The sequence below is a fragment of the Catellatospora sp. IY07-71 genome (assembly GCF_018326265.1).
Classification (GTDB): domain Bacteria; phylum Actinomycetota; class Actinomycetes; order Mycobacteriales; family Micromonosporaceae; genus Catellatospora.
This window is the reverse complement of sequence record NZ_AP023360.1, coordinates 2694598-2717855: the sequence shown is the minus strand read 5'-3', so window position 1 is coordinate 2717855 and position 23258 is coordinate 2694598. Positions and strand designations below refer to the sequence as shown.

The window sequence follows — 23258 nt, the reverse complement described above, 5'->3', positions numbered from 1 at the left end:
GAACACACGATCATGAATCATGACGTCCTGCAGATCCTGGGCGCCCTGACCGTGCTGGGCGGGTACGTCGCCACGCAGCTCGGCTGGACCGGCCCCCGCTCGCTCGGCTACCTGATCGCCAACACCCTCGGCGCCGGCGTGCTCGCCTGGCTCGCCTGGACCAGCCGGGACTGGGGTTTCCTGCTCCTCGAAGGCGTATGGTCCGCCGTCAGCGCCGCCGGCCTGCTCTCCGTCCTCCGCTCCCGCCGCCCCGCAGACCCCACCCCGGCCTCCTGACCCACCCCGGCACCCGCCACCCGCGAGGTGCGCCGAGCTGCACTTTCGGGGAAACTGCACCCCTCCAGCCCGACCAGCCTGCAGTTTCCCCGAAACAGCACCACTCCGGCGCGCTCCCCCCGCACCCCGCTCTCGTTGATCATGAAGTTAGGGCAGCGACACGCCGTCGAACACGTCCTTAAGTTCATGATCAACGCACGAGGCGGGGCGGGGCGGGGCGGCGGGGGCGGGCGGGTCAGGGGGTGGGGGTGCGGTCCGGCGGGTGGGGTCGGTCCAGGGTGAAGGCGCGCGGGCCGGGGCCCTCCGTGGCGAGCAGGTCCAGGCGGGCTCGGCCCTCGTCCAGGGTGGGCAGGTGGCCGCGGGGCACCCACCACAGCGCGACGTGCGCCGCGAGGCCGCTGCTGTCGAACCAGTTCTTACGCAGCCTCATCGCGTCCAGGTGCAGCCCGCCGTAGAGGTACGCGCGCAGCGCCTCGACCGACTCCCACACCGACAGGTTCGCCATGACGAGCGGGCCGAACACGGCCTCGGTGCCGGAATCGTCGGGTATCCGCCACACGAACCCGGGAGCCGCTTCGGCCTGCACGTTGACCGCCGCCGCCCGCCGCACGAAGCCCCACATCACGGGGTCGCTCAGCGGCGCCCGCATTCGGGTGATGTTCACCTGCGCGAGCTGGAAGTCCATGGTGGACACCCTAGCCCGCGCCCGCGTACCCCATGATCCTCAGTCGTCGTCGACACCGAGACCGGCGAGGACCTCGGCCAGTTCGTCGGGTTTGATCAGGACCTCGCGGGCCTTGGAGCCCTCGGAGGGGCCGACGATGCCGCGGGTCTCCATCAGGTCCATCAGCCGGCCCGCCTTGGCGAAGCCGACCCGCAGCTTGCGCTGCAGCATGCTGGTCGAGCCGAGCTGCGACACCACCACCAGCTCGATCGCCTGCACGAGCAGCTGCAGGTCGTCGCCGATCTCCTCGTCGATCTTCTTCTTGTTGTCCTGAACGGGGGCGAGCACCTCGGGCCGGAACTCCGGCTCGCGCTGGCGCTTGCAGAACCCGACGATGTCGTTGATCTCGTTCTCGCTGACCCAGGCGCCCTGGATGCGCTGCGGCTTGCTGGCGCCCATGGGCAGGAACAGGCCGTCGCCGCGGCCGATCAGCTTCTCCGCGCCGGGCTGGTCCAGGATGACCCGGGAGTCGGCCAGCGAGCTGGTCGCGAACGCGAGCCGGGACGGCACGTTCGCCTTGATCAGGCCGGTCACCACGTCCACCGACGGGCGCTGGGTGGCCAGCACCAGGTGGATGCCGGCCGCGCGGGCCAGCTGGGTGATGCGCACGATCGAGTCCTCGACGTCGCGCGGGGCGACCATCATCAGGTCGGCCAGCTCGTCGACCACCACCAGCAGGTACGGGTACGGCGTGAGCACCCGCTCGCTGCCCGGCGGCGGTTTGATCTGCCCCGCCCGCAGCTTGCGGTTGTAGTCGTCGATGTGGCGCACGCCGGCCGCGGCCAGATCGTCGTAGCGCATGTCCATCTCGCGGACGACCCACTCCAGCGCGTCGGCGGCCTTCTTCGGGTTCGTCACGATCGGGGTGACCAGGTGCGGGATGCCCTCGTAGCCGGTCAGCTCGACGCGCTTGGGGTCGATCAGCAGCAGCCGGACCTGGTCCGGCGTGGCCCGCGCCAGGATCGACACCAGCAGCGAGTTCAGGCACGAGGACTTGCCCGCGCCGGTCGCGCCGGCGATCAGGATGTGCGGCATCTTGGCGAGGTTGGCCACCACGTAGCCGCCCTCGATGTCCTTGCCCAGCGCCACCACCATCGGGTGCTGGTCGCTGGACGCGGTACGCGAGCGCAGCACGTCGCCGAGCGCCACGTCCTCCCGGTCGGTGTTGGGGATCTCCACGCCGACCGCGCTCTTGCCCGGGATCGGGCTGAGGATGCGCACGTCGGGGCTCTTCACCGCGTACGCGATGTTGCGCGACAGCGCGGTGATGCGCTCGACCTTCACGCCGAGCCCCAGCTCGACCTCGTAACGGGTGACCGTCGGGCCGCGGGTGAACCCGGTGACCGCCGCGTCCACGTCGAACTGGTCGAACACGTGCGCGAGCGCGGCGATGACCTCGTCGTTGGCCTTGGACCGGGCCTTGGCCGCCTCGCCCTGCTTGAGCAGGTTCGCCGGGGGCAGGGTGTAGTCGCCGCCGAGGCTGGGCAGCAGCAGCTGCTCGGTCTTGGTGGGCGGCGGGGTGTGCGCCGGGGCCTCCTTGCGGCGCGGCGGCCGGGGCGCCCGCTCGATGGCGACCGTCTCCTGCTCGGCGAGCTGCCGCTCGATCTCCGCGTCGGCGAAGTCGTCGTCGGGGTCCGGGTCGGTGAACGCGGCGGGCGGGGTGAGCCGCTTGCGCCGGCGCGGCGCCGGGACCTCCTGCTCCTCGTCCACGTCCTCGGCCGAGCGCGCCGGGGTGGCCACGCCCATGATGGTGTCACGCAGCCCGGCCAGCCGCTCCGGGATCTTGTTGACCGGCGTCGCGGTGATCACCAGCACGCCGAAGGTAAGCAGGATGAGGAAGAGCGCCCCGGCCACGAAGCCGGTGATCCAGCCCGCCAGGCCGCCGCCGACGAGTTTGCCGAGCAGGCCGCCCGCCTGCTCCATCTGGATCACGTCGACCGGGTCCATGCTGATGTGCAGCAGCGCCGTCGAGGCCAGGGTGAGCGCGGTCCAGCCGACGATGCCGCGCCCCCGCTGCGCCGGGTCGGCGTCGGAGCGCATGACCCGCACCCCGCATACGCACAGCAGCAGCGGCAGCGCGGCGGCGGTGGCGCCGATGAAGAACCGGGTGGTGTCGCCCAGCCAGCTGCCGAACCGCCCCGCGCCCTGCCCCCAGATGGCCACGCCGAACAGCACGGACAGGCCGATCAGGAGCAGCCCCAGGCCGTCCCGGCGGTGTTCGGGGTCGAGGTCGCGAGCCTTGGCGGCCTGGCTGCCGGCGGCGCGGACGAGCCAGCCGAGACCGTGCGCGACGGCCATCCAGATCGCGCCGAGCAGCCGTCCGAGCAGCGCGGCGGGGTTGGTGGTGAAACGCGGCCGCCGCACCCGGGCGCGCGGCCGGCGGGCGGGCGTGCGCCGCGCGGGCTGGCGGGCTGTCTGTCGGGTACGCGCGGCCGTGGCCTTCGTCGGCGTGGCTGCTCGACGACGGCTCGGTTGGGAGGTACGGCCCGCCATGCCGAACACGGTAACCCCTCCACGTTGATCATGAATCCACGAAACGCCTAAGCGGCGTGTCGGATCCACAACTTCATGATCAACGTGGAGGAGCCACAGCGGACGGTCGGGATCAGACCTCCAGCACGGAGGGGACGATCATGGGGCGGCGGCGGTAGGCCTCGTTGACCCACCGGCCCACGACCCGGCGCACGATCTGCTGGAGCTGGTGCGCGTCGGTCACCCCGTCCAGCGCGGCGCGGTCCAGCGCCTCGGTGACCAGCGGCAGGGCGGGATCGAACGCCGTCGGGTCCTCGCTGAAGCCCTTCGCCGACAGCAGCGGGCCGCCCACCACCTTGCCGGTGACCGAGTCCACCACCACGGTGACCGCGATGAAGCCGCCGTCGCCGAGCACCCGGCGCTCGGTGAGCAGGCTCTCGCCCACGTCGCCGATCGCCAGGCCGTCCACATAGACGTAGCGGCTCTTCACGTGGCCGACGAGCTTCGCCTGGCCGTCCACGAGGTCGACCACGTCGCCGTCCTCGCAGAGCACCACGCGCTGCGGGTCCACCCCGGAGTCGATGCCGAGCTGGGCGTGCGCGCGCAGGTGCCGCCACTCGCCGTGCACCGGCATCAGGTTGCTGGGCTTGACCACGTTCAGCAGGTAGAGCAGCTCGCCCGCCGGGGCGTGGCCGCTCACGTGCACCTTGGCCACGTCCTTGTGGATGACGTTGGCGCCGGCGCGGGCGAGCTGGTTGATCACCCGGTACACGCTCGTCTCGTTGCCGGGCACCAGCGAGCTGGCCAGCACCACGGTGTCGCCGGGGGCGATGGTGATGTGCCGGTGGTCGCCGGTCGCCATCCGGCCCAGGGCGCTCATCGGCTCACCCTGCGAGCCGGTGGACATCAGCACGATCTGGTCGGGCGGCAGGTTGGCCGCCTCCTCCATGTTGACCACCAGGCCGGCCTTGACCTTGAGCAGGCCGAGGTCGCGGGCGATGCCCATGTTGCGGACCATCGAGCGGCCGATCAGGGCGACCTTGCGGCCGTGCTCCTCGGCCGCGTCGAAGACCTGCTGCACCCGGTGCACGTGCGAGGCGAACGAGGCCACGATGATGCGGCCGGTCGCCTTGCCGAAGATCGACGCCAGCACCGGGCCGATCTGCTTCTCGGGCGTCACGAAGCCGGGGATCTCGGCGTTCGTCGAGTCCGACAGCAGCAGGTCCACGCCCTCCGCGCCGAGCCGGGCGAAGCCGGCCAGGTCGGTGATGCGCCCGTCCAGCGGCAGCTGGTCCATCTTGAAGTCGCCGGTGTGCAGCACCAGGCCCGCCTCGGTGCGGATGGCGACCGCCAGCGCGTCCGGGATCGAGTGGTTGACGGCGAAGAACTCCAGCTCGAACGGCCCGAGCCGCTCCCGCTGCCCCTCGGCGACGGTCAGCGTGTACGGCGTGATGCGCCGCTCGGCCAGCTTCGCCTCGATCAGGGCGAGGGTGAACTGGGAGCCGACCAGCGGGATGTCGCTCTTGTGGGCGAGCAGGTACGGCACGGCGCCGATGTGGTCCTCGTGGCCGTGCGTCAGCACGATGGCCTGGACGTCGGCCAGGCGGTCCAGGATCGGCGCGAAGTCGGGCAGGATCAGGTCCACACCCGGCTGGTCGGCGGTGTCCGGGAACAGCACCCCGCAGTCGACGATCAGCAGCTTGCCGCCGAACTCGAAGACGGTCATGTTCCGGCCGATCGCGCCCAGGCCGCCCAGCGGGATGACCCGCAGGCCCCCTTCGGGCAGCGGCGGCGGTGCGCCGAGATTCGCGTTACGCCCGCTGTCCATATTCAGTACAGGCATTTGCGGCGCGGTCAATATGTATCACTCCCTCAGGTGTACCGGCGCGGGCGCTGCCGTTCAGGGCCGCGGCGCACGCACCGTCGTGCTGGGGCGGCGCGGGCCGCCCGGTGGCGTCTAGATCGGCAGGCCGGCGTCCGCGCAGTCGATGCGCAGTTGCGCCAGCTCCGCCTCGGTCGCGTCGACCAGTGGGGGCCGGACCGGGCCGGCGGGCAGGCCCAGGGCGTTCATCGCCGCCTTCACCAGGATCACGCCCTGGGTGCGGAAGATGCCGGTGTACAGGGGAAGCAGCTCGAGGTGCAGGCGCCGGGCCGTGGCGACGTCGCCGCGCTCGTACGCCTCGATCATGTCCTTGGTGCCGCGGCCGGTGAGGTGGGTGGAGGTGCCGACCACGCCGACGCCGCCCACCGACAGCAGCGGCAGGGTGGCCGCGTCGTCGCCGCTGTAGTACGCGAACTCGGCGCGGCGCATGACCCAGCTCGCCGCGGCCAGGTCGACCTTGGCGTCCTTGACGCCCACGATGCGCGGGTGCCCGGCCAGGGTGACCATGGTCTCGGTGCTGATCGCGACGCCCGTGCGGTGCGGGATGTCGTACAGCAGCACGGGCAGGTCCACCGCGTCCGCGACCGTGGTGAAGTGCTGGATCAGGCCCGCCTGCGGCGGCTTGTTGTAGTACGGCGAGACGACCAGCAGGCCGTGCGCGCCCGCCTTCTCGGCCGACCGGGCCAGCTCGACGGTGTGGTGCGTGCTGAACGTGCCCACCCCGGCCACCACCTGCGCCCGGTCACCCACCGCCGCGACGACGGCGCGCAGCACCGCCTCCTTCTCGGCGTCGGTGGTCGTCGGCGACTCACCCGTGGTGCCGTTGATGACCAACGCGTCGTTGCGCTGCTCGTCGACGAGATGTACCGCGAGGGCGGCCGCGCCGTCGGGGTCGAGCGACCCGTCGGCGGCGAACGGCGTGACCATCGCGGTGAGCAGGCGGCCGAATGGCCGTTGAGCGTCGTTCGTCATGCACACAACCTAGCGGACCGGAGCAGGGTCGAGAGCTGGCCTCACGACTCCCAGGTGTACACGCTGGAGGCGATCTCCGTGCCGTCCGGCAGGGCGCTGACGGAGAAGTCGCCGAACACGTTCGGGGCAAGTTCCTGCAGCTGGCGCAGGGTGGCGATGGCGAGCTCACGGATCTCGACGTCCGCGTGCTCGGTCGCCCGCATCGCGATGAAGTGACGCCAGGCGCGGTAGTTGCCGGTGACCACGATGCGGGTCTCGGTGGCGTTCGGCAGCACCGAGCGGGCGGCCTGGCGGGCCTGCTTGCGGCGCAGCGTGGCGTTCGGGACGTCGGCGAAGGTCGCCTCCAGCCCCTCCAGCAGCTCGTTGTACGCCCGCACCGCGGCCTCGCTGGCCTCGACGAACTTCTTGTGCAGCTCGGGGTTGGCGGCGATCACCGCCGGCTCCACCATCGCCGCGTCGCGCTCGGGCACGTAACGCTGCGAGAGCTGCGAGTACGAGAAGTGCCGGTGCCGGATCAGTTCGTGCGTGAAGGAACGTGAGACGCCCGTGAAGTAGAAGGTCGCGGTGCCGTGCTCCAGCACGGACAGGTGACCCACCTCCAGGATGTGGCGCAGGTAGCCCTCGTTGGTGGCGGTGGCCGGGTTCGGCTTGGTCCAGGACTGGTAGCAGGCCCGGCCGGCGAACTCCGCCAGCGCCTGGCCGCCCTCGGCGTCGGTCTCCCACGGCACGTCGGCCGGGGCCTGGAAGTTGGTCCAGGCGATCAACTGCACGTGGGGCTTCACCATCTCAGTCACGGGGCCAGCTTAGCCGTCGGCCGGCGATGATCCGCTGGTGGGATATGGCCGCCACTGTCCGGAAAGCGATAGCGATCGGCGCGATGACGTCATCGATTCGCCGCCTGACATCACGATGACACTTGCGCGACGTCATTCATGACGTCATAGTGATGTCATGGACCTGTCCCCGTACCTCGAATCGCTGCGGCGGGATCTCGCCGCCGCGGCGGCGCCCGCCGGCGACGACATCGCCCGCACCGCCGAGCTGCTGACGCTCGCGCTCGACGCGTCCGCCCGGCTCTGCTTGATCGAGGTGCTGGCCGACGCCACCGCCGAGATCACCACCAAGCTCGACGGCCCGACCGTCGAGGTGCGCATCCGCGGCCGCGAGGCAGACCTCGTGGTCAGCCACCTCGCCCCGCCCGCGTACGAGACCGCGCCGCCACCGGCGCCCAACCCGGCTCTGACCGAGGGCGGCGACCAGGCGCGCCTCACCCTGCGCCTGCCCGAGCAGCTCAAGGAGGCCGTCGAGAAGGCCGCCACGGCCGAGGGCGTCTCCGTCAACTCCTGGCTGGTGCGCGCCACCGCGAACGCGCTGCGCCCGGCCACCCCGCCCACCCACCACCTCGGCCGCCGGGTCACCGGCTACGCCCAGGCCTGACCCGAAGGAGACCGACATGGACCAGACCTTCGCCTGCAGCGGCACCGTCCGCGCCGACCTGCGCCTGGCCGCCGGGCGGCTGGAGGTGGTCGCCTCCGACCGCGACACCGCTCACGTCAGCGTCACCCCGATGGACGCCAGCGAGGGCAGCGCCGAGGCGATGCGCGAAACGAAGATCGACTTCACGGACGGCCGGCTGCTGGTGGCCGCCCCCGAGCACGGCGGCTGGCGGCTGTTCCGCCGGGCCCGGCTGCTCGTCCGTGTGGAGCTGCCCACCGGCAGCGCGCTGTCGGTGAAGCTGGCCTCGGCCGACGCCGTCTGCGAGGGCCTCTTCCACGACGCCGTGGTGCACACGGCCAGCGGCGACGTGGTGCTCGGCCAGGTCGCCGGGGACACCAGCGTCAACACCGCCAGCGGCAACGTACGGCTCGGCGCGGTCGGCGGCCACCTGCGTGCCAACAGCGCCTCCGGCGACCTGCGGACCGGGCACGTCAGCCGCACCGTCACCGTGCACACCGCCAGCGGCGACGTGGAGATCGGCGGCGTGGACCACGACGCCCGGATCACCAGCGCCTCGGGCGACATCTCGATCGGGGTGGCCCGCGGCGGCGAGGTGAAGCTCAACTCGGCCAGCGGCGACATCTCCGTCGGCGTCGCCGCCGGCACCGGCGTCTGGCTCGACCTGACCACCGCGTCCGGCCGCACCAGCAGCGACCTGCACATGGCCGGCCCCGTGCCGCCGCCCACGGCCAACCCCACGACGCTGACGCTCAAGGCCCGCACCGCCTCGGGCGACATCGCGCTGCGGCGCGTCGTCCCGATCCCGGCCTGACCTCAGGGGGCCGGGAGCTGATCGCCGGTGCGTGTCAGAGAGCGCGGGCCGACCGCCGGTCCTGACACGAACCGGTGATCAGCGCCGTCACACGAAGAAGTAGGTGAACGGGGCCCAGGGCAGGTTGCGCAGGACCATGAAGACGCCCCAGGCGGCGAGCACCCACGCGATGGTGTGCGGGGTCACCTTCAGCTGCGGCAGCTTCCACTTGAAGGTCAGGTTGCCGGCCCAGGCGACGTACATGTAGATCAGGAACGGCACCAGGAAGACGAAGACCAGGTGGTGCCGCGCGGCCGCGGGCAGGTCGCCCTGCAGCAGATACCACGCGGCGCGGGTGCCGCCGCAACCCGGGCAGTCGAAGCCGGTCAGCAGCTTCACCAGGCAGCCGGGCGTCGCGTCCGCGCCGACGTTGGCCGGGTCGGCCCACACGGTGTAGCCGAGCGCGGCGCCGATGCAGCCCAGGGCCGCCAGCGGGGCCAGCCACACCGGGGTGTGCGCGCGCAGCCAGTCGGTGAAGCGGGTGATCCGGTCGACGGGCGGGGGCGTGAAAGGGCTGCCCTCCGCGAACTGGCTCTGCGGGGGCATGGCGGCGGAGGCCTCGGTCACAACACTGAACTTACACTGCCCCGCACACCCGCAGCGGCGAGCGCGGATGCGAGATCCCCTCGCTCCGGCGCGGCCACCTCGCCCAGCCCCAGCCAGGCCGACAGCCGCCGCAGCTCGGCCGCGAGCGCCTCGGCGGTGGCCCGTTCGTCGACGCCGGGCTCCGCCCACGCGGCGGGCACCCGCAGCACGCCCGCCTTGCGGTCGGCCTTCAGATCGACCCGGGCCGCGAACCGGCCCCCGTGCAGGAACGGCAGCACGTAGTACCCGTGGACGCGCTGCGCCTGAGGCACGTAGATCTCGATGCGGTAGCGCAGGTCGAACAGCCGCTCGGTGCGCCCGCGCTCCCAGATCAGCGGGTCGAACGGGCTGACCAGCGTGGACACCGCCACCCGGCGCGGCAGGGCGGCGTCGCGGTGCCGCCAGGCCGGCCGCCCCCAGCCCTCGACCTGCGTGGGGATCAGCACGCCCGCCTCGGCCAGGTCGGCGATCGCGGCGCGAGCCCCGTCGAGGGGCAGCCGGTAGTAGTCGCGCAGCTCCGGTTCGGCGGCCACGCCGAGCGCGCGCGCCGACATCTCGACGAGCCGCCGGTACGCCTCGGCGGGCTCGGGGGTGGGCACGCTCATCACCGCGGCGGGCAGCACCCGCTCCGTGAGGTCGTAGCGCCGGGCGAACTGGGTGGTCCGGCCCGCCGAGGTGATCTCGCCGGAGTAGAACAGCCACTCCAGCGCCTTCTTCACGTCCGACCAGTTCCAGCCCCAGTTGTCCTTGGGCTTGGGCACGTCCTGCTCGATCTCGGCGGCGGTGACCGGCCCCTTCTCCCGCACCTCCTGGAGCACCCAGGCCACGAAGTCGGGTCGCTGCGCGGCGATGCTGCGCGGGCCGCCCCAGGCGCCCTCGGCGCGCGCCATGCGCCACCGCAGCAGCGGCTGCAGCTCGACCGGCAGCAGCGACGCCTCGTGCCCCCAGTACTCGAACAGCCACCGCGGCCTGCGCGCGCTCGCCGAGTCCAGCACCGCCGGGTCGTACGCCCCGATCCTGCTGTACGCGGGCAGGTAGTGCGCCCGCTGCAGCACGTTCACCGAGTCGATCTGCAGCAGCCCCGTGCGCCCCACGACCTTGCGCAGCTGCCGCGCCCCCACCGCACCCTTCGGCGCCCGATCGGCGAACCCCTGCGCCGCGAGCGCCATCCGCCGGGCCTGCGCGATCGACAACGTCTCCACGCCGCCCGACGCTACCCCGCACCCCCGACAGAAAAGGAAGGGCACCTTCTTATCGCTATTCGTAGTAGAAGGTGCCCTTCTTAACGCTTTGCTGCCCGCGCGCGCCGTTCCTAAGCTCTCCCGTCATGGGGATCGTCGTGCGGGCCGAGACGCCCGGGGACTGCCGCGCCGTGGCCGAGCTGCACATCCGCGCCTGGCAGGTGGCGTACGCCGGCATCGTGCCCGCCGAGGTCCTCGCCGCGCTGGACGCCGACGCCCGCACGCGGTGGCGCCTGGACCGCCTGGCCGACCCGGAGAACCCCTTCCGCAACCTGGTCGCGCTCGACGGGGACACGGTGACCGGGTTCGTCTGCCTCGGGCCGTACCGCGCCCAGGAACTCGACGGCGCCCCGCTGCAGCCGCAGCACGGCGAGATCCTCGCCATCTACGTGCATCCGGACCGCTGGGGCACGGGCGTCGGAGACGCCCTGCTACACGCGGCGCTGGCCGAGCTGCCACAGCCGGAGGTGCGGCTGTGGGCGCTCGCGGAGAACCACCGGGCGCTGCGCTTCTACGCCCGGAACGGGCTACACCCGGACGGCGCGCGGGCGACCTACCGCCCCACCGGCAGCGACGTCGACATCCCCGAGCTTCGGCTCACCCTCCGCCGGGGCTGAGGCGGGCCCGGCGCCCGCCAGCGGCGTCACGCACAGCAGCGCCAGACTGATCCAGACGTACGCGTTCGCGCCCAGGAACACGTCCCAGCCGCCGACGTCGCCCTCCCACAGCCAGACCAGGCGGCTGGACAGCACGGCGTACGACACCACGGCCAGTGCCGGCAGCCAGCGCCGCCGCCCGCTGCCCGCCGGGGCGGCCAGCCCGCGCTCGACGACCAGCACCAGCGCCGGGATCAGCCACACCAGGTGGTGCACCCAGGTGACCGGGCTGACCAGCACGCCCACGATGCCGGTGAAGGCGAGCCCGGCGACCTCGTCGCCCCGGGCCACCGCCGCGCGCGAGCGCACGAACCACACCGCCAGCACGGCCAGCACCAGCACCGCCCACAGCGCCTTGCTCGGGTGGCCGGTGGTCAGCCGGGCGACCACGCCCTGCAGCGACTGGTTCGAGATGAACGACAGCACGCCGACCCGGTCGGTGTCCCACAGTGCGCTGGTCCAGAACTCGCGTGAGGCGTCCGGGGCGATCGCCGCCGCGACCAGCGTCGCCGCCGCGGCCGTGCCGGAGGCCGTGATCGCCGCCCGCCACCGCTTGGTGATCAGCAGGTACACGATGAAGATGCCGGGGGTCAGCTTGACCGCGGTGGCCAGGCCGATGCCGACCCCGGCCCAGCGGCTGCCCGGCCGGGTGAACAGCAGCAGGTCCGCCGCGACGAGGCCCAGCAGCAGCATGTTGACCTGGCCGAACAGGAACGTCTCACGCATCGGCTCGTACACGGCGACCAGGCACAGTGCGACCGCGAGCGCGAACCAGGGCGTCCAGCGCTGCTGCGCGATCACCGGGCCGAGCAGCAGCCGCAGCAGCCACCAGGTCACCAGCACCGTCGCGGTGGCGCTCACCACGATCGCGACGGGCCACGACATGATCGCCATGGGCAGCATCGCGAGCGCCGCGAACGGCGGGTAGGTGAAGCCGTAGGTGCTGTTCGGGCGTACGAAGTCGTAGATCTCGCCGCCGGAGGTCCAGTAGTGGACCGCGCCGTAGTACACGTTGAGGTCGAAGAAGCCGTGCCGCTGCGCGAAGAGCGCCACGAACACCAGCGACCCGACCGCCAGCGCGGCCGTGATCGCGATCTGCCGTCCGCGGCTCAACGTCTACCTCCTGATCAGTGCCCGGCAGGGCTCGGTACGCTTCGGGCGTGGCAGTCGGGTTCGTCCGGCCGGCGCGTCCCGACGACGCCGGCGAGATAGCGCGTATCCAGTTGACGACCTGGCGGGTCGCCTACCGGCGCTTGCTGCCCAGGCACATCCTCGACGAGATCGACGAGGCGTTCCTGGCCGAGCGCTGGCGGGAGGCCGTCGTCGCACCCCCCACGCCCCGGCACCGGGTGCTCGTCGCCGTCGAGCAGACGGCGGCCGAGCAGGCCGTACAAGAATACGTGGTGGGTTTCGCCGCCTCCGGCCCCTTCGACGAGGGTGCACTGGCCGCGGACGAGGATCACACCGCCGACCGCGCCGATGTGGCAGCCATCACGGACCTGCTGGTCGAGCCCCGCTGGGGGCGCCGCGGCCACGGCAGCCGGCTGCTCGCCGCCACCGTCGACCTGTGGCGTGAGGACGCCTTCACCAGCGCCGTCTGCTGGGCCTTCGACGCCGACGCCGCCACCCGCAAGTTCCTCACCTCCACCGGCTGGGCCCCCGACGGCACCACCCGCGCCCTCGACGTAGACGACCTCCTCGTCCCCCAGCTCCGCCTCCACACCACCCTCTGACGGGTCCCGCCCCCGCGTCGGCGGCCCCGCCGCGTTGATCATGAACTTATGGACGTGTTCGACGGCGTGTCCCTACCCCGCGGCCGTGATCGACTCACCGCCCCGAGCGCGCACAGGCGAAGATCGCGTTGATCTTGCGCGAAGTGTTGGGGATATGCCCGGATAGGGCGTGTCGCACCCACAACACGCGCAAGATCAACGCGATCTTGAGCACAGCGGTCCTGAGCCCAGCCCCGCGCATTCCCGGCGAGGCGAGGCGGGTCAGAGGAGGGCGGCGAGGCCGAGGGTCAGGCCGGGGCGTTTGGCCACCTCGCGGATGGCGAGGAGGACGCCGGGCATGAAGGAGGCGCGGTCGAAGGAGTCGTGGCGGATCGTCAGGAGCTCACCGGCTGCGCCGAAGAGGACCTCCTGGTGTGCGACCAGGCCGGCGGCGCGCACGCTGTGTACGCGTACCCCGCCCACCTCGGCGCCGCGGGCGCCGGGCATCTCCTCGGTGGTGGCGTCGGGCATCTCGCCCAGGCCGGCGGCCTTGCGGGCCTGCTCGATCAAGCGGGCGGTATGCAGGGCGGTGCCGCTGGGGGCGTCCACCTTCTTTGGGTGGTGCTGCTCGATGATCTCGACGGAGTCGAAGTAGCGGGCGGCCCGCTCGGCGAACTCCATCATCAGCACGGCGCCGATGCCGAAGTTGGGCGCGATCACGACCCCGACCTCGGGCTTCTTCTCCAGCCAGCCCCGGACCCGGGCGATGCGCTCGTCGGTGAAGCCGCTGGTGCCGACGACCACGTTGATGCCCTGGTCGATGCACCAGTGCAGGTTGTCCAGCACCACGTCGGGCGTGGTGAAGTCGACGACCACCTGGGCGCCCGCATCGGACGCGTTGAACAGCCAGTCGCCCTGGTCGATCATCGCGACGAGATCGAGATCCTCGGCCTTGTCGACGGCGCGGCACACCTCGACACCCATCCGGCCCCGCGCACCCAGCACGCCGACCCGCAGCGGCTCCACAACATCAGTCACGCGCCTCAACCTAGCGGATCGCGCGATCCCCGCCCGGCATGTCCCACGGTATGCCGCAGCACAGAGTTGATCACGGTGCCGGGGTTGGGACACACCGTCGAACACGCCCATAAGTTCATGATCAACGCAGGAAAGGCCCGGCGGTGGGGGTCAGAGGGTGAAGGTGGAGGCGTCGAAGGGGCCTACCACGGCCAGGGACATGGGGGTGGTGAGGATTTTGGCGGCGATGTGGTTGACGTCGTCGAGGGTGACGGCGTCGATGCGGCGGAGGATCTCGTCGACGGACATGAGGTCGCCGTGGAGGAGTTCGCCCTTGCCGAGGCGGCTCATGCGGGAGCCGGTGTCTTCTAGGCCGAGGACCAGGGAGCCCTTGAGCATGCCCTTGCCGCGGCGCAGTTCCTCGGCGGTGATGCCGTGGGCGGCGGTGTCGGCGAGTTCCTGGCGGATGAGGGCGAGCACCTCGTCGGTCTTGGCGGGGGCGCAGCCGGCGTACACCGCGAAGCTGCCCGTCTCGGCGTACTGCGAGGTGTAGGAGTACACCGAGTACGCCAGGCCGCGCTTCTCCCGGATCTGCTGGAACAGGCGGCTGGACATGCCGCCGCCGAGCACGTTGTTCAGCACGCCGAGGGCGAAACGGCGCTCGTCGTGCCGGTGCAGGGCGGGTCCGCCGAGCACCAGGTGGGCCTGCTCGGTGTCGTCCTCGCGGACCAGGACCCCGGCGGGCCGGTGCTTGACCCGCGTGTGCGGCGAGCGGGTCGGCTCGGGCTCGGCGGCGGGCGCGTCGCCCAGCGGCGTACCGGCGAAGCTCTGCTGGACCAGCTTGACCACGGTGTTGTGGTCGAGGTTGCCGGCGGCCGCCACCACGATCACCGGCGGGGCGTACCGGCGGCGGTAGAAGCTGTTGATCTGCTTGCGGGTCATCGGCGTGATGGTCTCGACCGTGCCGGAGATGAGCCGGCCCAGCGGGTGGTCGCCGTAGAGGACCTCGGCGTGCAGGTCGTGCACCTCGTCGCCGGGCTCGTCGGCGTGCATGGCGATCTCTTCGAGGATCACCCCGCGCTCGGTCTCCACGTCGGCCTCGGCCAGCACCGAGTCGGCGACCGCGTCGCACATGACGTCGATGGCCAGCGGCAGGTCCTCGTCGAGCACCCGCGCGTAGTAGCAGGTGTACTCCTTGGCGGTGTACGCGTTGGTCTCGCCGCCGACCGCCTCGATCTGCGCCGAGATGTCCAGCGCGGAGCGCTTGCGGGTGCCCTTGAACAGCAGGTGCTCCAGGAAGTGCGAGGCCCCGCCCAGCTGCGGTGCCTCGTCGCGGGAGCCGACGCCGACCCAGATGCCGAAGGTGACGCTGCGCATCGCGGGCACGGCCTCGGTCAGGATCCGCATCCCGTTGGGCAGCACGGTACGCCGTACCGTCCCGCCCAGCGGGTCGGTGTCGACCGTACGGGTGACCGGCCGCGGCCGCTTCTCGGCACGGGGCTGCGGCACGGGCTCGCCGGAGGTGGCGGGTGCAGAAGACATGGGCGGCACGGTTCCTCAAGTGCGGGTAACGGGCACAGCCCGCGGGGAAGAGATCTTCCCCGCGGGCTGTGTGGCTAGCTGTTCTTGCTGTTCACCGACGAGCGTCAGTCGCGGCGGGTGCGCCGACGGCGCTCGCCGTCGTCGCTGCGCGGGGCACGGTCGCCACCCCGGTCGCCGCCACGGTCACCGCGCGGTGCACGGTCGCCGCCCCGGTCGCCGCCGCGCTCGCCGCCCTCGCGGGGCGCCTTGTCGGAGACGATCGGGTTGCCGTCGGGGCCGATCTTGTCAAGGTACACCTTGCCGCGCGCGTCGATGTCGGCGATGACGACCTCGACCTTGTCGCCGACGTTGAGGAAGTCCTCGACCCGCTCGACCCGCTTGCCGTCGCCCACCTTGGAGATGTGCAGCAGGCCGTCACGGCCGGGCAGCAGCGAGACGAAGGCGCCGAACGCCGCCGTCTTCACCACGGTGCCCAGGAAACGGTCGCCCACCTTCGGCAGGGTCGGGTTCGCGATGGCGTTGATCCGCTCGACGGCGGCCTGCGCCGACGGGCCGTCGGTCGCGCCGACGTAGATCGTGCCGTCGTCCTCGATGGAGATCTCGGCGCCGGTCTCGTCCTGGATCGCGTTGATGGTCTGGCCCTTCGGGCCGATGACCATACCGATCTTGTCGACCGGGATCTTCACCGTGGTGACCCGCGGCGCGTAGTCGCTCATCTCGCCCGGCGCGGCGATGGCCGCGGCCATCACGCCGAGGATCGTCGCGCGCGCCTCGTTGGCCTGCTGCAGCGCGGCGGCCAGCACGTCCGACGGGATGCCGTCGAGCTTGGTGTCCAGCTGCAGGGCGGTGACGTACTCCGCGGTGCCGGCGACCTTGAAGTCCATGTCGCCGAACGCGTCCTCGGCACCGAGGATGTCGGTCAGCGTCACGTACTGGGTCTTGCCGTCGACCTCGTCGGAGATGAGGCCCATGGCGATGCCGGCGACCGGCGCCTTCAGCGGCACACCGGCGCTCAGCAGCGACATCGTGGACGCGCAGACCGAGCCCATCGAGGTCGAGCCGTTGGAGCCCAGCGCCTCCGACACCTGCCGGATCGCGTACGGGAACTCCTCGCGCGAGGGCAGCACCGGGATCAGCGCCCGCTCCGCCAGCGCGCCGTGGCCGATCTCGCGGCGCTTCGGCGAGCCCACCCGGCCGGTCTCACCGGTCGAGTACGGCGGGAAGTTGTAGTTGTGCATGTAGCGCTTGGTCTTCGCCGGCGACAGGGTGTCCAGCGCCTGCTCCATGCGCAGCATGTTCAGCGTGGTGACGCCCAGGATCTGGGTCTCGCCGCGCTCGAACAGCGCCGAGCCGTGCACGCGCGGGAGCACCTGCACCTCGGCGGTCAGGTCGCGGATGTCGCGGGTGCCGCGGCCGTCGATGCGGACGCCGTCGCGCAGCACGCGGTGACGCACCTCGTGCTTGGTCAGCGAGCGGAAGGCGGCCGGGACCTCCTTCTCGCGGCCCTCGAACTGCGGGGTCACCGCGCCGACGACCTTCTCCTTGACCAGGTCGAGCGCCTCTTCGCGGTCGGCCTTGCCGACGATCTTCAGCGCCTCGGCGACCTCGGTGCCCGCCGCCGCCTTCACGGCCGCGTACACGTCGTCCTGGTAGTCCAGGAAGACCGGGAACTCGGTGACCGGCTTCGCGGCGACCGCGGCCAGCTCGCTCTGCGCCCGGCACAGCTCACGGATGGCGACCTTGGCCGCCTCCAGGCCGCCGGCCACGATCTCCTCGGTCGGCGCGACGGCGCCGTCCGCGACGAGCTTGTGGGTGTGCTCGGTGGCCTCGGCCTCGACCATCATGACGGCGACGTCGCCGTCCTCGAGGGTGCGGCCGGCCACGACCATGTCGAAGGTGGCGCGCTCCAGCTCGGCGTGGGTCGGGAAGGCCACCCACTGGCCGTCGATGTGCGCGACGCGGGTCGCGCCGATCGGGCCGCTGAACGGCAGGCCGGACAGCTTGGTCGACATGCTCGCCGCGTTGATCGCGACCACGTCGTACGGGTGGGCCGGGTCGAGCGACAGGATCGTCTCGACGACCTGGACCTCGTTGCGCAGGCCCTTGACGAACGACGGGCGCAGCGGCCGGTCGATCAGGCGGCAGGTGAGGATCGCGTCCTCGGACGGACGGCCCTCCCGGCGGAAGAACGAGCCCGGGATCCGGCCGGCGGCGTACATCCGCTCCTCGACGTCCACCGTCAGCGGGAAGAAGTCGAACTGGTCCTTGGGCTGCTTGCTGGCGGTGGTCGCGGAGAGGACCACGGTGTCGCCCAGCTGGGCGATGACGGAGCCGGCGGCCTGGCGGGCCAGGCGTCCGGTGGAGAAGATGATCTCACGGGTGCCGAACGACCCGTTGTCGATCACGGCCTTGCTGGTCTGTTCGCCGAGGTTGTGCTCGGTCATGAAGCTGTGTGCTCCTTCTGTCGCGGCACGCGAGCGACCCCTACTCGGGTGGGACAGTCGGTCTTCGATCGAAGCGCCCGGAGCTTGCTCCGGACACCACTACCGAGGACCGACCCATACCGGCTCTGGGTGTGTTGCCTGCGCCGGCGCCGGATGTCCCCCGACGGCGGGTGCGTGCCTTTTCGTCTTGTCAAACGTCGGGGGAGCGACAGATGCCGCTCCCCCGTCAGATCATCGGCGCAGGCCGAGGCGCTCGATGAGCGCACGGTAGCGGGCGATGTCCGACTTCTGCAGGTACGCCAGGAGCCGCTTGCGGCGGCCCACCAGCAGCAGCAGACCACGACGGCTGTGGTGGTCGTGCTTGTGCAGCTTGAGGTGCTCGGTCAGATCCTGGATCCGCTTGGTGAGGACGGCCACCTGGACCTCCGGCGAACCGGTGTCCCCTTCGACGGTGGCGTAGTCCGCCATGATCTGGGTCTTGACTGCAGCGTCGAGCGCCATGTTCTCCCTAACTGTGGGTTCTTTGCCACCTCAATATCCCCACGGCGTCGGGCAGGGCATACGAGGCCGACACCGGTGACCCGGCGTCCCCTCAAGGCTACCAGGACGTGGGACACGACCCCCACGGGATACGCAAACCACGCGTTCCCGACGGCGTGTACCCCACCCGACGTGCCCGCGCGCGCCGCGGCCAAGATCGCCGGTTCGTGTCAGAAAGTGCGGCCAGACCACAGATCTTGACACGAAGCCGCGATCATCGCCGCTAGCAGACAGCGATCATCGCCGCTAGTAGAGACGCCGGGAGAACCGGTCGACCGCGAGCGCGAAGGTGCGCTCGATCAGCTCCTCGACCGCGGCGAAGCCACCCTCCTGCGCCGGGCCCGGAGCGACGACCATCGCAGCGTCGGTGGGAGCCAGATCACCCAGGAGCGACGTCCCCACCATCACATCCCCGTCGTCCAGGTACTGGTACATGGCCAAGACATCCACCGCGACGGCTCCGACCGAGCCGACGGGCCGCAGCGTGACGTAGTAGTACAGCTCCTTGTCCAGCACCACCAGCTTCACATAGACGTTCACCCAGTTCGGCTTCGTCTCCGAGTCGACCCGCGCGCCGGCTTCCGGATCCAATGCCAAGAAGGCGGTCCTCACCTGACCGGCGATGCCGTCAAGCTGCCCGGTGATGCGACGGGAAAGCATGTCCGCGATGGTCGCCGCACCGGCAGCGGCACCCTCGCCGGCGATCCGCCCGAGATCTACCAGCCGTTCCACGTGGGCGCGGGCGATCGTGGCCGCGCTGCTGGTGGCCGCGATCGTCAGCGCAGGCCGTTCCAGTTCGGCGCGCAGGGAGTAGATCTCCAGCTGGGCGAACAGATGGACGAGTGGGCGCAGGTCGCCGTCGTTCGCGGCATCCAGGGCAGCGATGTAGTCGGGGCGGTTGCGGCGGTCCACCACCAGCGGTGCGTAGCGTTCGCGCAGCAGCACGAGGAGGGTCAGGGCGCGAGCTACCCGCCCGTTGCCGTCGGCGAACGGGTGGATGCAGATGAACCGGTGGTGCAGCCACGCCGCGCGTACCACCGGGTGCGCGCCCTCGGTCGCTTTGTACAGCTCGACCAGCCGGTCCATCTGTCCCGGCACGTGCTCCGGCGGCGTGTACTCCAGCATGGTGCCGTCGGGCCGCCGGACGTGGTTGGCCTGGGCCTTCCACTCCCCCTGCGGCAGCGGAACCTGGACCACCCGGCCGAGCGCGTCGCGCGCCTCGTACGTCGGCTGGTGGCGCGTGATGAGCTGGTGCAGCTCGCGCACGAAGAACACCGACAGGTCCCGCCCGTCCCGGACGGCCTCGACCAGATACTCCAACGCCCCGAGCTGATCACGCATGAGGTCGAACGCCTCGTCGCTCACCCCGCCCTCGCGGGCCGCGACCTCAGCGGTGATGCCCTCGGCGACCAGTGCCTCGGTCACTCCCCAGTCGAGGTCGTACAACCGCTCGATGATGCCGGTCTCGATAGCGTGCCGGCGCAGGCTGCGCTGCCGGGCCTCGGCGAACTCCGCCGGCGGCGCCTGCGCGATCGACCGCTCCCACGCCGTGCGCAGCGAGTCGACCGTGAGCAGCACCGGTGACACCGCGCCGTTCAGCATCGGCAGCGGCTCGACCTCACGCCACGGGGTGTTCACAGCCGCCGATCCTACGGCTTCGGCACGCCCAGGACCGCGCGCGTGCGGGCGACGTCGTCCTCGATCGCCTCGACCAGGGCGGGGATGCCGTCGAACTTCAGTGTCGGGCGGAGGTGGCTGACGAAGTCCAGGGCCAGGCGCTCGCCGTACAGGTCGCCGGTGAAGTCGAGCACATAGGCCTCGACCCGGCGGTCCTGCCCGGAGAACGTCGGGTTGGTGCCGATCGACACCGCGGCGGGCAGCCGGTCGTTGCCGCGCACCAGCCAGGCCGCGTACACCCCGTCCGCGGGCACGGCGGCGTACTTCGCCACCATCAGGTTCGCCGTCGGGAAGCCGATCTCGCGCCCGCGCTGGTCGCCGCGGACCACGACGCCCTCCAGCCGGTGCGGCCGGCCGAGCACCGCCGCCGCCGTCTCGATGTCACCGGCGTCCACGCACGCCCGCACGTACGTCGACGAGAAGATCGTCCCGTCACCGGTGACCAGCGGCGCCGACTCCACGGCGAAGCCGAACGTGCGGCCCAGCTTCGCGAGCAGCTCCACGTCACCGGCGGCCTTGTGGCCGAAGCGGAAGTTCTCCCCCACCACGACCAGCGCCGCGTGCAGGTGCTCGACGAGCACGTCGTGCACGAACCGGTCGGCGTCGAGCTTCGAGAACTCCAGCGTGAACGGCTGCACGCACAGCACGTCCACGCCCAGGCCCTCGATCAGCTCGGCCTTGCGCAGCGGCGAGGTGAGCACGGCGGGGTGCGAGCCGGGCCGCACCACCTCGGACGGGTGCGGGTCGAAGGTGAGCACGACGGCGGGCAGGCCCAGCTCCCGGGCCCGCTTCACGGTGTGGCCGATGGTCTGCTGGTGCCCGGTGTGCACGCCGTCGAAGACGCCGATGGTCACCACCGACCGGCCCCACCCGCCGGGCGCCGCGTCGTACCCCCGCCAGCGCTGCATCACTGCTCGCCTCCCACCAGGACGATCTCCGCCTTGGCCCGGCCGCCGCGCTCGGACATGACGGCGAGCGCGGCCCCGTCCGGGCCCACCACACCGTACGGCCCGGCCTGGCCGACGGCGGGCAGCGGCCCGCCGTGGGACACGATCTTCGCCGCCTCCGCGTCGACGGTGCGCACCGGCATGGCGCGGCCCAGGGCCTGCGCGAGCGGCAGCGCCACCGGGTCGGCGAGCTCCGCGAGCTTTTCGAGGGGGTACGCCTCGGCGAGGGTGAACCCGCCCACGGCGGTGCGCCGGAGCGCGGTGAGGTGACCGCCGACACCCAGCGCGGCGCCCAGGTCGCGGGCGATCGCGCGGATGTAGGTGCCCGACGAGCAGGCCACCTCCACCTCGACGTCGACCACGTCGTCGCGCCGGGTGATCCTGGACACGTCGATCCGGGAGATGGTCACCCGCCGCGCGGGCAGCTCGACCTGCTCGCCCTGCCGGACCCGGTGGTAGGAGCGCACCCCGTTGATCTTGATGGCGCTGACCGCGGACGGCACCTGGTCGACCTCGCCGATCAGCACGGCCAGCCCGGCCCGGATCTGCTCGTCGGTGACGTGGCCCGCGGGCGTGCTCGCGGTGACGTCGCCCTCGGCGTCGTCGGTGACCGTGGCCTGGCCCAGCCGGATGGTGCCCCGGTAGACCTTGTCCGTGCCCACGACGTAGGTGAGCAGGCGGGTGGCCCGGCCCACGCCGAGCACCAGCACGCCCGTCGCCATCGGGTCCAGCGTGCCGCCGTGGCCGACCTTGCGGGTGCCGGCGATGCGGCGCACCCGGGCGACCACGTCGTGCGAGGTCATGCCCCCGGCCTTGTCCACCACGATCAGCCCGTCGGTCACCGGGCGGTCGTTCTTCCTGCTGCTCACGCTTCTCCTCGCCCCGCTGCGCCGTGGGTCGGGCGCGCGCCGACGTCCAGCCTAGGCGGGCCGCGGCTCCGCACTCGGCACGGCCCAGCCGCCGGTGCGCATCCGCAGCAGCAGCGCCACCAGCCGGACCACGATGAACAGGGTGAGCCCTGCCCACACCCCGGTCAGGCCCAGGTCGAGGGCGTACGCGAGCCAGGTCGCCGGCAGGAAGCCCACCACGGCCGCGACGACGGTCAGGTTGCGCAGGTACGCCACGTCGCCCGCGCCGATGAGCACCCCGTCGAGCGCGAACACGATCCCGCCCATCGGCAGCAGCACGGCGAACCACGGCCAGATCAGCGCCGCCTGCTCCCATACCGCGGGATCGTCGACGAACAGCGCGGGCAGCACCGTGACGCTCGCGCCGAGCACCACCGCGAACGCCACCCCGCACCAGCCGCCGAGCCAGGTGATCCGCCGCGCGGTCGCCTTCGCCGCGGCCGTGTCGCCCGCCCCCAGCTCCGCGCCGACCAGCGACTGCGCCGCGATCGCCACCGAGTCGAGCACCAGCGCGCTGAAGAACCACAGCTGCAGCGCGATCTGGTGCGCGGCCAGCGCCGCCGCGCCGAACCGGGCCGCCACCGCCGCCGCGGACAGGAAGCACGCCTGGAACGCCGCGCCGCGCACCAGCAGCGCACCGTTGACGGACAGCTGGCGGCGCAGCACCGCCCAGTCCGGGGCCAGCGGCACCCGCTCGCGCCGCAGCGCGCGCAGGAACAGGCCGCCGGACGCAGCCTGCGCGGCCACGTTCGCCCAGGCGGAGCCGACCATGCCCCAGCCGAGGCCGTACACCAGCAGCGGGCACAGCACGGCCGAGGCGAGGTTGGCCCCGAGCACGTAGTACAGCGGGCGGCGGGTGTCCTGCACGCCCCGCATCCATCCGTTGCCCGCCATCGCGAGCAGGATGAACGGCGCGCCGAGGCAGGCCACTCGCAGCCACAGCTCGGCCTGCGCGGCGACCGCCGCGGACTCCGGCCCGTTGCCGGACAGCGCCCGGGTCAGCGGCCCCGCGCACAGCTGTGCCGCGAGCACCAGCGCCAGCCCGGCCAGCACCGCCAGCCAGGACGCCTGCACGCCCTCGCCGACCGCCCCCGCCCGGTCACCCGCCCCGAAGCGCCGCGCCGCGCGGCCCGTGGTGCCGTACGCGAGCACGTTGCCGAGCCACACCGCCAGCCCCAGCACCGTCCCGGCCAGGCCCAGCGCGGCCAGCGGCACCCGGCCCAGGTGTCCCACCACGGCGGTGTCGACCAGGACGTACAGCGGCTCGGCGGCCAGCACGACCAGCGCGGGCAGCGCCAGCGCCGCGATCCTGCGGTATCCACTGGCGGCGGCGCGTTCCCGCACCGCCGTCACGG

General features: G+C 72.0%; 21 protein-coding genes. 5 read left to right on the top strand and 16 right to left on the bottom strand.

Going from position 1 to position 23258, the window contains the following annotated elements:
• The first annotated feature begins 12 nt into the window (after positions 1 to 12).
• Entirely contained in the window at positions 13 to 276 is a 264-nt protein-coding gene (locus CS0771_RS12300; RefSeq protein WP_212841091.1) for a hypothetical protein, read from the top strand.
• Positions 277 to 511: 235 nt separating this feature from the next.
• Here the strand turns inward: CS0771_RS12300 and CS0771_RS12295 are convergent, their stop codons facing one another.
• The 5 genes from CS0771_RS12295 to thyX form a co-directional block, all read right to left on the bottom strand.
• Entirely contained in the window at positions 512 to 961 is a 450-nt protein-coding gene (locus tag CS0771_RS12295; RefSeq protein WP_212841090.1) for a DUF3291 domain-containing protein, read from the bottom strand.
• A 39-nt stretch (positions 962 to 1000) separates the two neighbouring features.
• Positions 1001 to 3493 carry a DNA translocase FtsK gene (locus tag CS0771_RS12290; protein WP_212841089.1) on the bottom strand — a complete coding sequence of 831 codons (2493 nt, stop codon included), beginning with the start codon at positions 3491 to 3493 and terminating at the stop codon, positions 1001 to 1003.
• Between the two features lie 112 nt (positions 3494 to 3605).
• Positions 3606 to 5300, bottom strand: a complete 1695-nt coding sequence (locus tag CS0771_RS12285) for a ribonuclease J (protein WP_212845790.1) — start codon at positions 5298 to 5300, stop codon at positions 3606 to 3608.
• A gap of 129 nt (positions 5301 to 5429) precedes the next feature.
• Positions 5430 to 6326: a 4-hydroxy-tetrahydrodipicolinate synthase gene (gene dapA / locus CS0771_RS12280; protein ID WP_212841088.1), complete on the bottom strand. Its 897-nt coding sequence runs from the start codon at positions 6324 to 6326 to the stop codon at positions 5430 to 5432.
• A 41-nt stretch (positions 6327 to 6367) separates the two neighbouring features.
• On the bottom strand, positions 6368 to 7111 hold the full coding sequence (gene thyX, locus CS0771_RS12275) for an FAD-dependent thymidylate synthase (protein WP_203756225.1): 744 nt from the start codon (positions 7109 to 7111) through the stop codon (positions 6368 to 6370).
• Positions 7112 to 7277: 166 nt separating this feature from the next.
• On the opposite strand from thyX, the gene CS0771_RS12270 reads away from it, so the two are divergent.
• Together CS0771_RS12270 and CS0771_RS12265 are read left to right on the top strand one after the other, a co-directional pair.
• Positions 7278 to 7763: a toxin-antitoxin system HicB family antitoxin gene (locus CS0771_RS12270; protein WP_212841087.1), complete on the top strand. Its 486-nt coding sequence runs from the start codon at positions 7278 to 7280 to the stop codon at positions 7761 to 7763.
• Positions 7764 to 7779: 16 nt separating this feature from the next.
• Positions 7780 to 8595 carry a DUF4097 family beta strand repeat-containing protein gene (locus CS0771_RS12265; protein WP_212841086.1) on the top strand — a complete coding sequence of 272 codons (816 nt, stop codon included), beginning with the start codon at positions 7780 to 7782 and terminating at the stop codon, positions 8593 to 8595.
• 87 nt (positions 8596 to 8682) lie between these two features.
• Here CS0771_RS12265 and CS0771_RS12260 read toward each other — a convergent pair whose 3' ends face one another.
• Entirely contained in the window at positions 8683 to 9201 is a 519-nt protein-coding gene (locus CS0771_RS12260; protein WP_244870745.1) for a DUF2752 domain-containing protein, read from the bottom strand.
• Positions 9198 to 10388 (bottom strand): winged helix-turn-helix domain-containing protein, encoded by a 1191-nt coding sequence (locus tag CS0771_RS12255; protein ID WP_212845788.1) that lies wholly within the window; start codon positions 10386 to 10388, stop codon positions 9198 to 9200. Before CS0771_RS12255 ends, CS0771_RS12260 begins: the two co-directional genes overlap by 4 nt.
• 158 nt (positions 10389 to 10546) lie before the next feature.
• On the opposite strand from CS0771_RS12255, the gene CS0771_RS12250 reads away from it, so the two are divergent.
• Complete coding sequence (locus tag CS0771_RS12250; RefSeq protein ID WP_212841085.1) at positions 10547 to 11077, top strand: GNAT family N-acetyltransferase; 531 nt, start codon at positions 10547 to 10549, stop codon at positions 11075 to 11077.
• On the opposite strand, the gene CS0771_RS12245 is transcribed toward CS0771_RS12250, so the two are convergent.
• The gene (locus tag CS0771_RS12245) at positions 10988 to 12229 is read right to left on the bottom strand and encodes a glycosyltransferase 87 family protein (protein ID WP_212841084.1); all 1242 of its coding nucleotides are present in this window, start codon (positions 12227 to 12229) and stop codon (positions 10988 to 10990) included. The genes CS0771_RS12250 and CS0771_RS12245 overlap by 90 nt on opposite strands.
• Positions 12230 to 12276: 47 nt before the next feature.
• Here CS0771_RS12245 and CS0771_RS12240 point away from each other — a divergent pair, with 47 nt between their 5' ends.
• Positions 12277 to 12849 (top strand): GNAT family N-acetyltransferase, encoded by a 573-nt coding sequence (locus CS0771_RS12240; protein WP_212841083.1) that lies wholly within the window; start codon positions 12277 to 12279, stop codon positions 12847 to 12849.
• Between the two features lie 261 nt (positions 12850 to 13110).
• On the opposite strand, the gene dapB is transcribed toward CS0771_RS12240, so the two are convergent.
• The 8 genes from dapB to CS0771_RS12200 all read right to left on the bottom strand — a co-directional run bounded on the left by dapB (position 13111) and on the right by CS0771_RS12200 (position 23256).
• Positions 13111 to 13866 carry a 4-hydroxy-tetrahydrodipicolinate reductase gene (dapB, locus tag CS0771_RS12235; RefSeq protein WP_203756187.1) on the bottom strand — a complete coding sequence of 252 codons (756 nt, stop codon included), beginning with the start codon at positions 13864 to 13866 and terminating at the stop codon, positions 13111 to 13113.
• A gap of 150 nt (positions 13867 to 14016) precedes the next feature.
• A complete protein-coding gene (locus CS0771_RS12230; protein WP_212841081.1) occupies positions 14017 to 15387 on the bottom strand; it encodes a pitrilysin family protein in 1371 nt (456 codons plus the stop codon).
• Positions 15388 to 15491: 104 nt separating this feature from the next.
• The gene (locus tag CS0771_RS12225; protein ID WP_212841080.1) at positions 15492 to 17831 is read right to left on the bottom strand and encodes a polyribonucleotide nucleotidyltransferase; all 2340 of its coding nucleotides are present in this window, start codon (positions 17829 to 17831) and stop codon (positions 15492 to 15494) included.
• Positions 17832 to 18062: 231 nt separating this feature from the next.
• Positions 18063 to 18332 (bottom strand): 30S ribosomal protein S15, encoded by a 270-nt coding sequence (gene rpsO, locus CS0771_RS12220; RefSeq protein ID WP_203756178.1) that lies wholly within the window; start codon positions 18330 to 18332, stop codon positions 18063 to 18065.
• Positions 18333 to 18617: 285 nt separating this feature from the next.
• The gene (locus CS0771_RS39415) at positions 18618 to 20009 is read right to left on the bottom strand and encodes a Fic family protein (RefSeq protein ID WP_212841079.1); all 1392 of its coding nucleotides are present in this window, start codon (positions 20007 to 20009) and stop codon (positions 18618 to 18620) included.
• Between the two features lie 11 nt (positions 20010 to 20020).
• A complete protein-coding gene (locus tag CS0771_RS12210; RefSeq protein WP_212841078.1) occupies positions 20021 to 20956 on the bottom strand; it encodes a bifunctional riboflavin kinase/FAD synthetase in 936 nt (311 codons plus the stop codon).
• A complete protein-coding gene (truB, locus tag CS0771_RS12205; protein ID WP_244871344.1) occupies positions 20956 to 21798 on the bottom strand; it encodes a tRNA pseudouridine(55) synthase TruB in 843 nt (280 codons plus the stop codon). Before truB ends, CS0771_RS12210 begins: the two co-directional genes overlap by 1 nt.
• Before the next feature lie 117 nt (positions 21799 to 21915).
• A complete protein-coding gene (locus CS0771_RS12200) occupies positions 21916 to 23256 on the bottom strand; it encodes an MATE family efflux transporter (protein WP_244870744.1) in 1341 nt (446 codons plus the stop codon).
• Positions 23257 to 23258 lie beyond the last annotated feature (2 nt).

Bases quoted from the DNA above. Each gene is read 5' to 3' on its own strand.
- CS0771_RS12270 (WP_212841087.1), top strand. From the start codon at position 7,278: ATGGACCTGTCCCCGTACCTCGAATCGCTGCGGCGGGATCTCGCCGCC.
- rpsO (WP_203756178.1), bottom strand. From the start codon at position 18,332: ATGGCGCTCGACGCTGCAGTCAAGACCCAGATCATGGCGGACTACGCC.
- CS0771_RS12290 (WP_212841089.1), bottom strand. From the start codon at position 3,493: ATGGCGGGCCGTACCTCCCAACCGAGCCGTCGTCGAGCAGCCACGCCG.
- truB (WP_244871344.1), bottom strand. From the start codon at position 21,798: ATGACCTCGCACGACGTGGTCGCCCGGGTGCGCCGCATCGCCGGCACC.
- CS0771_RS12210 (WP_212841078.1), bottom strand. From the start codon at position 20,956: ATGCAGCGCTGGCGGGGGTACGACGCGGCGCCCGGCGGGTGGGGCCGG.
- CS0771_RS12250 (WP_212841085.1), top strand. From the start codon at position 10,547: ATGGGGATCGTCGTGCGGGCCGAGACGCCCGGGGACTGCCGCGCCGTG.
- CS0771_RS12230 (WP_212841081.1), bottom strand. From the start codon at position 15,387: ATGTCTTCTGCACCCGCCACCTCCGGCGAGCCCGTGCCGCAGCCCCGT.
- dapA (WP_212841088.1), bottom strand. From the start codon at position 6,326: ATGACGAACGACGCTCAACGGCCATTCGGCCGCCTGCTCACCGCGATG.
- CS0771_RS12295 (WP_212841090.1), bottom strand. From the start codon at position 961: ATGGACTTCCAGCTCGCGCAGGTGAACATCACCCGAATGCGGGCGCCG.
- CS0771_RS12265 (WP_212841086.1), top strand. From the start codon at position 7,780: ATGGACCAGACCTTCGCCTGCAGCGGCACCGTCCGCGCCGACCTGCGC.
- CS0771_RS12255 (WP_212845788.1), bottom strand. From the start codon at position 10,388: ATGGCGCTCGCGGCGCAGGGGTTCGCCGATCGGGCGCCGAAGGGTGCG.
- CS0771_RS12225 (WP_212841080.1), bottom strand. From the start codon at position 17,831: ATGACCGAGCACAACCTCGGCGAACAGACCAGCAAGGCCGTGATCGAC.
- thyX (WP_203756225.1), bottom strand. From the start codon at position 7,111: ATGGTGAAGCCCCACGTGCAGTTGATCGCCTGGACCAACTTCCAGGCC.
- CS0771_RS12285 (WP_212845790.1), bottom strand. From the start codon at position 5,300: ATGGACAGCGGGCGTAACGCGAATCTCGGCGCACCGCCGCCGCTGCCC.
- CS0771_RS12300 (WP_212841091.1), top strand. From the start codon at position 13: ATGAATCATGACGTCCTGCAGATCCTGGGCGCCCTGACCGTGCTGGGC.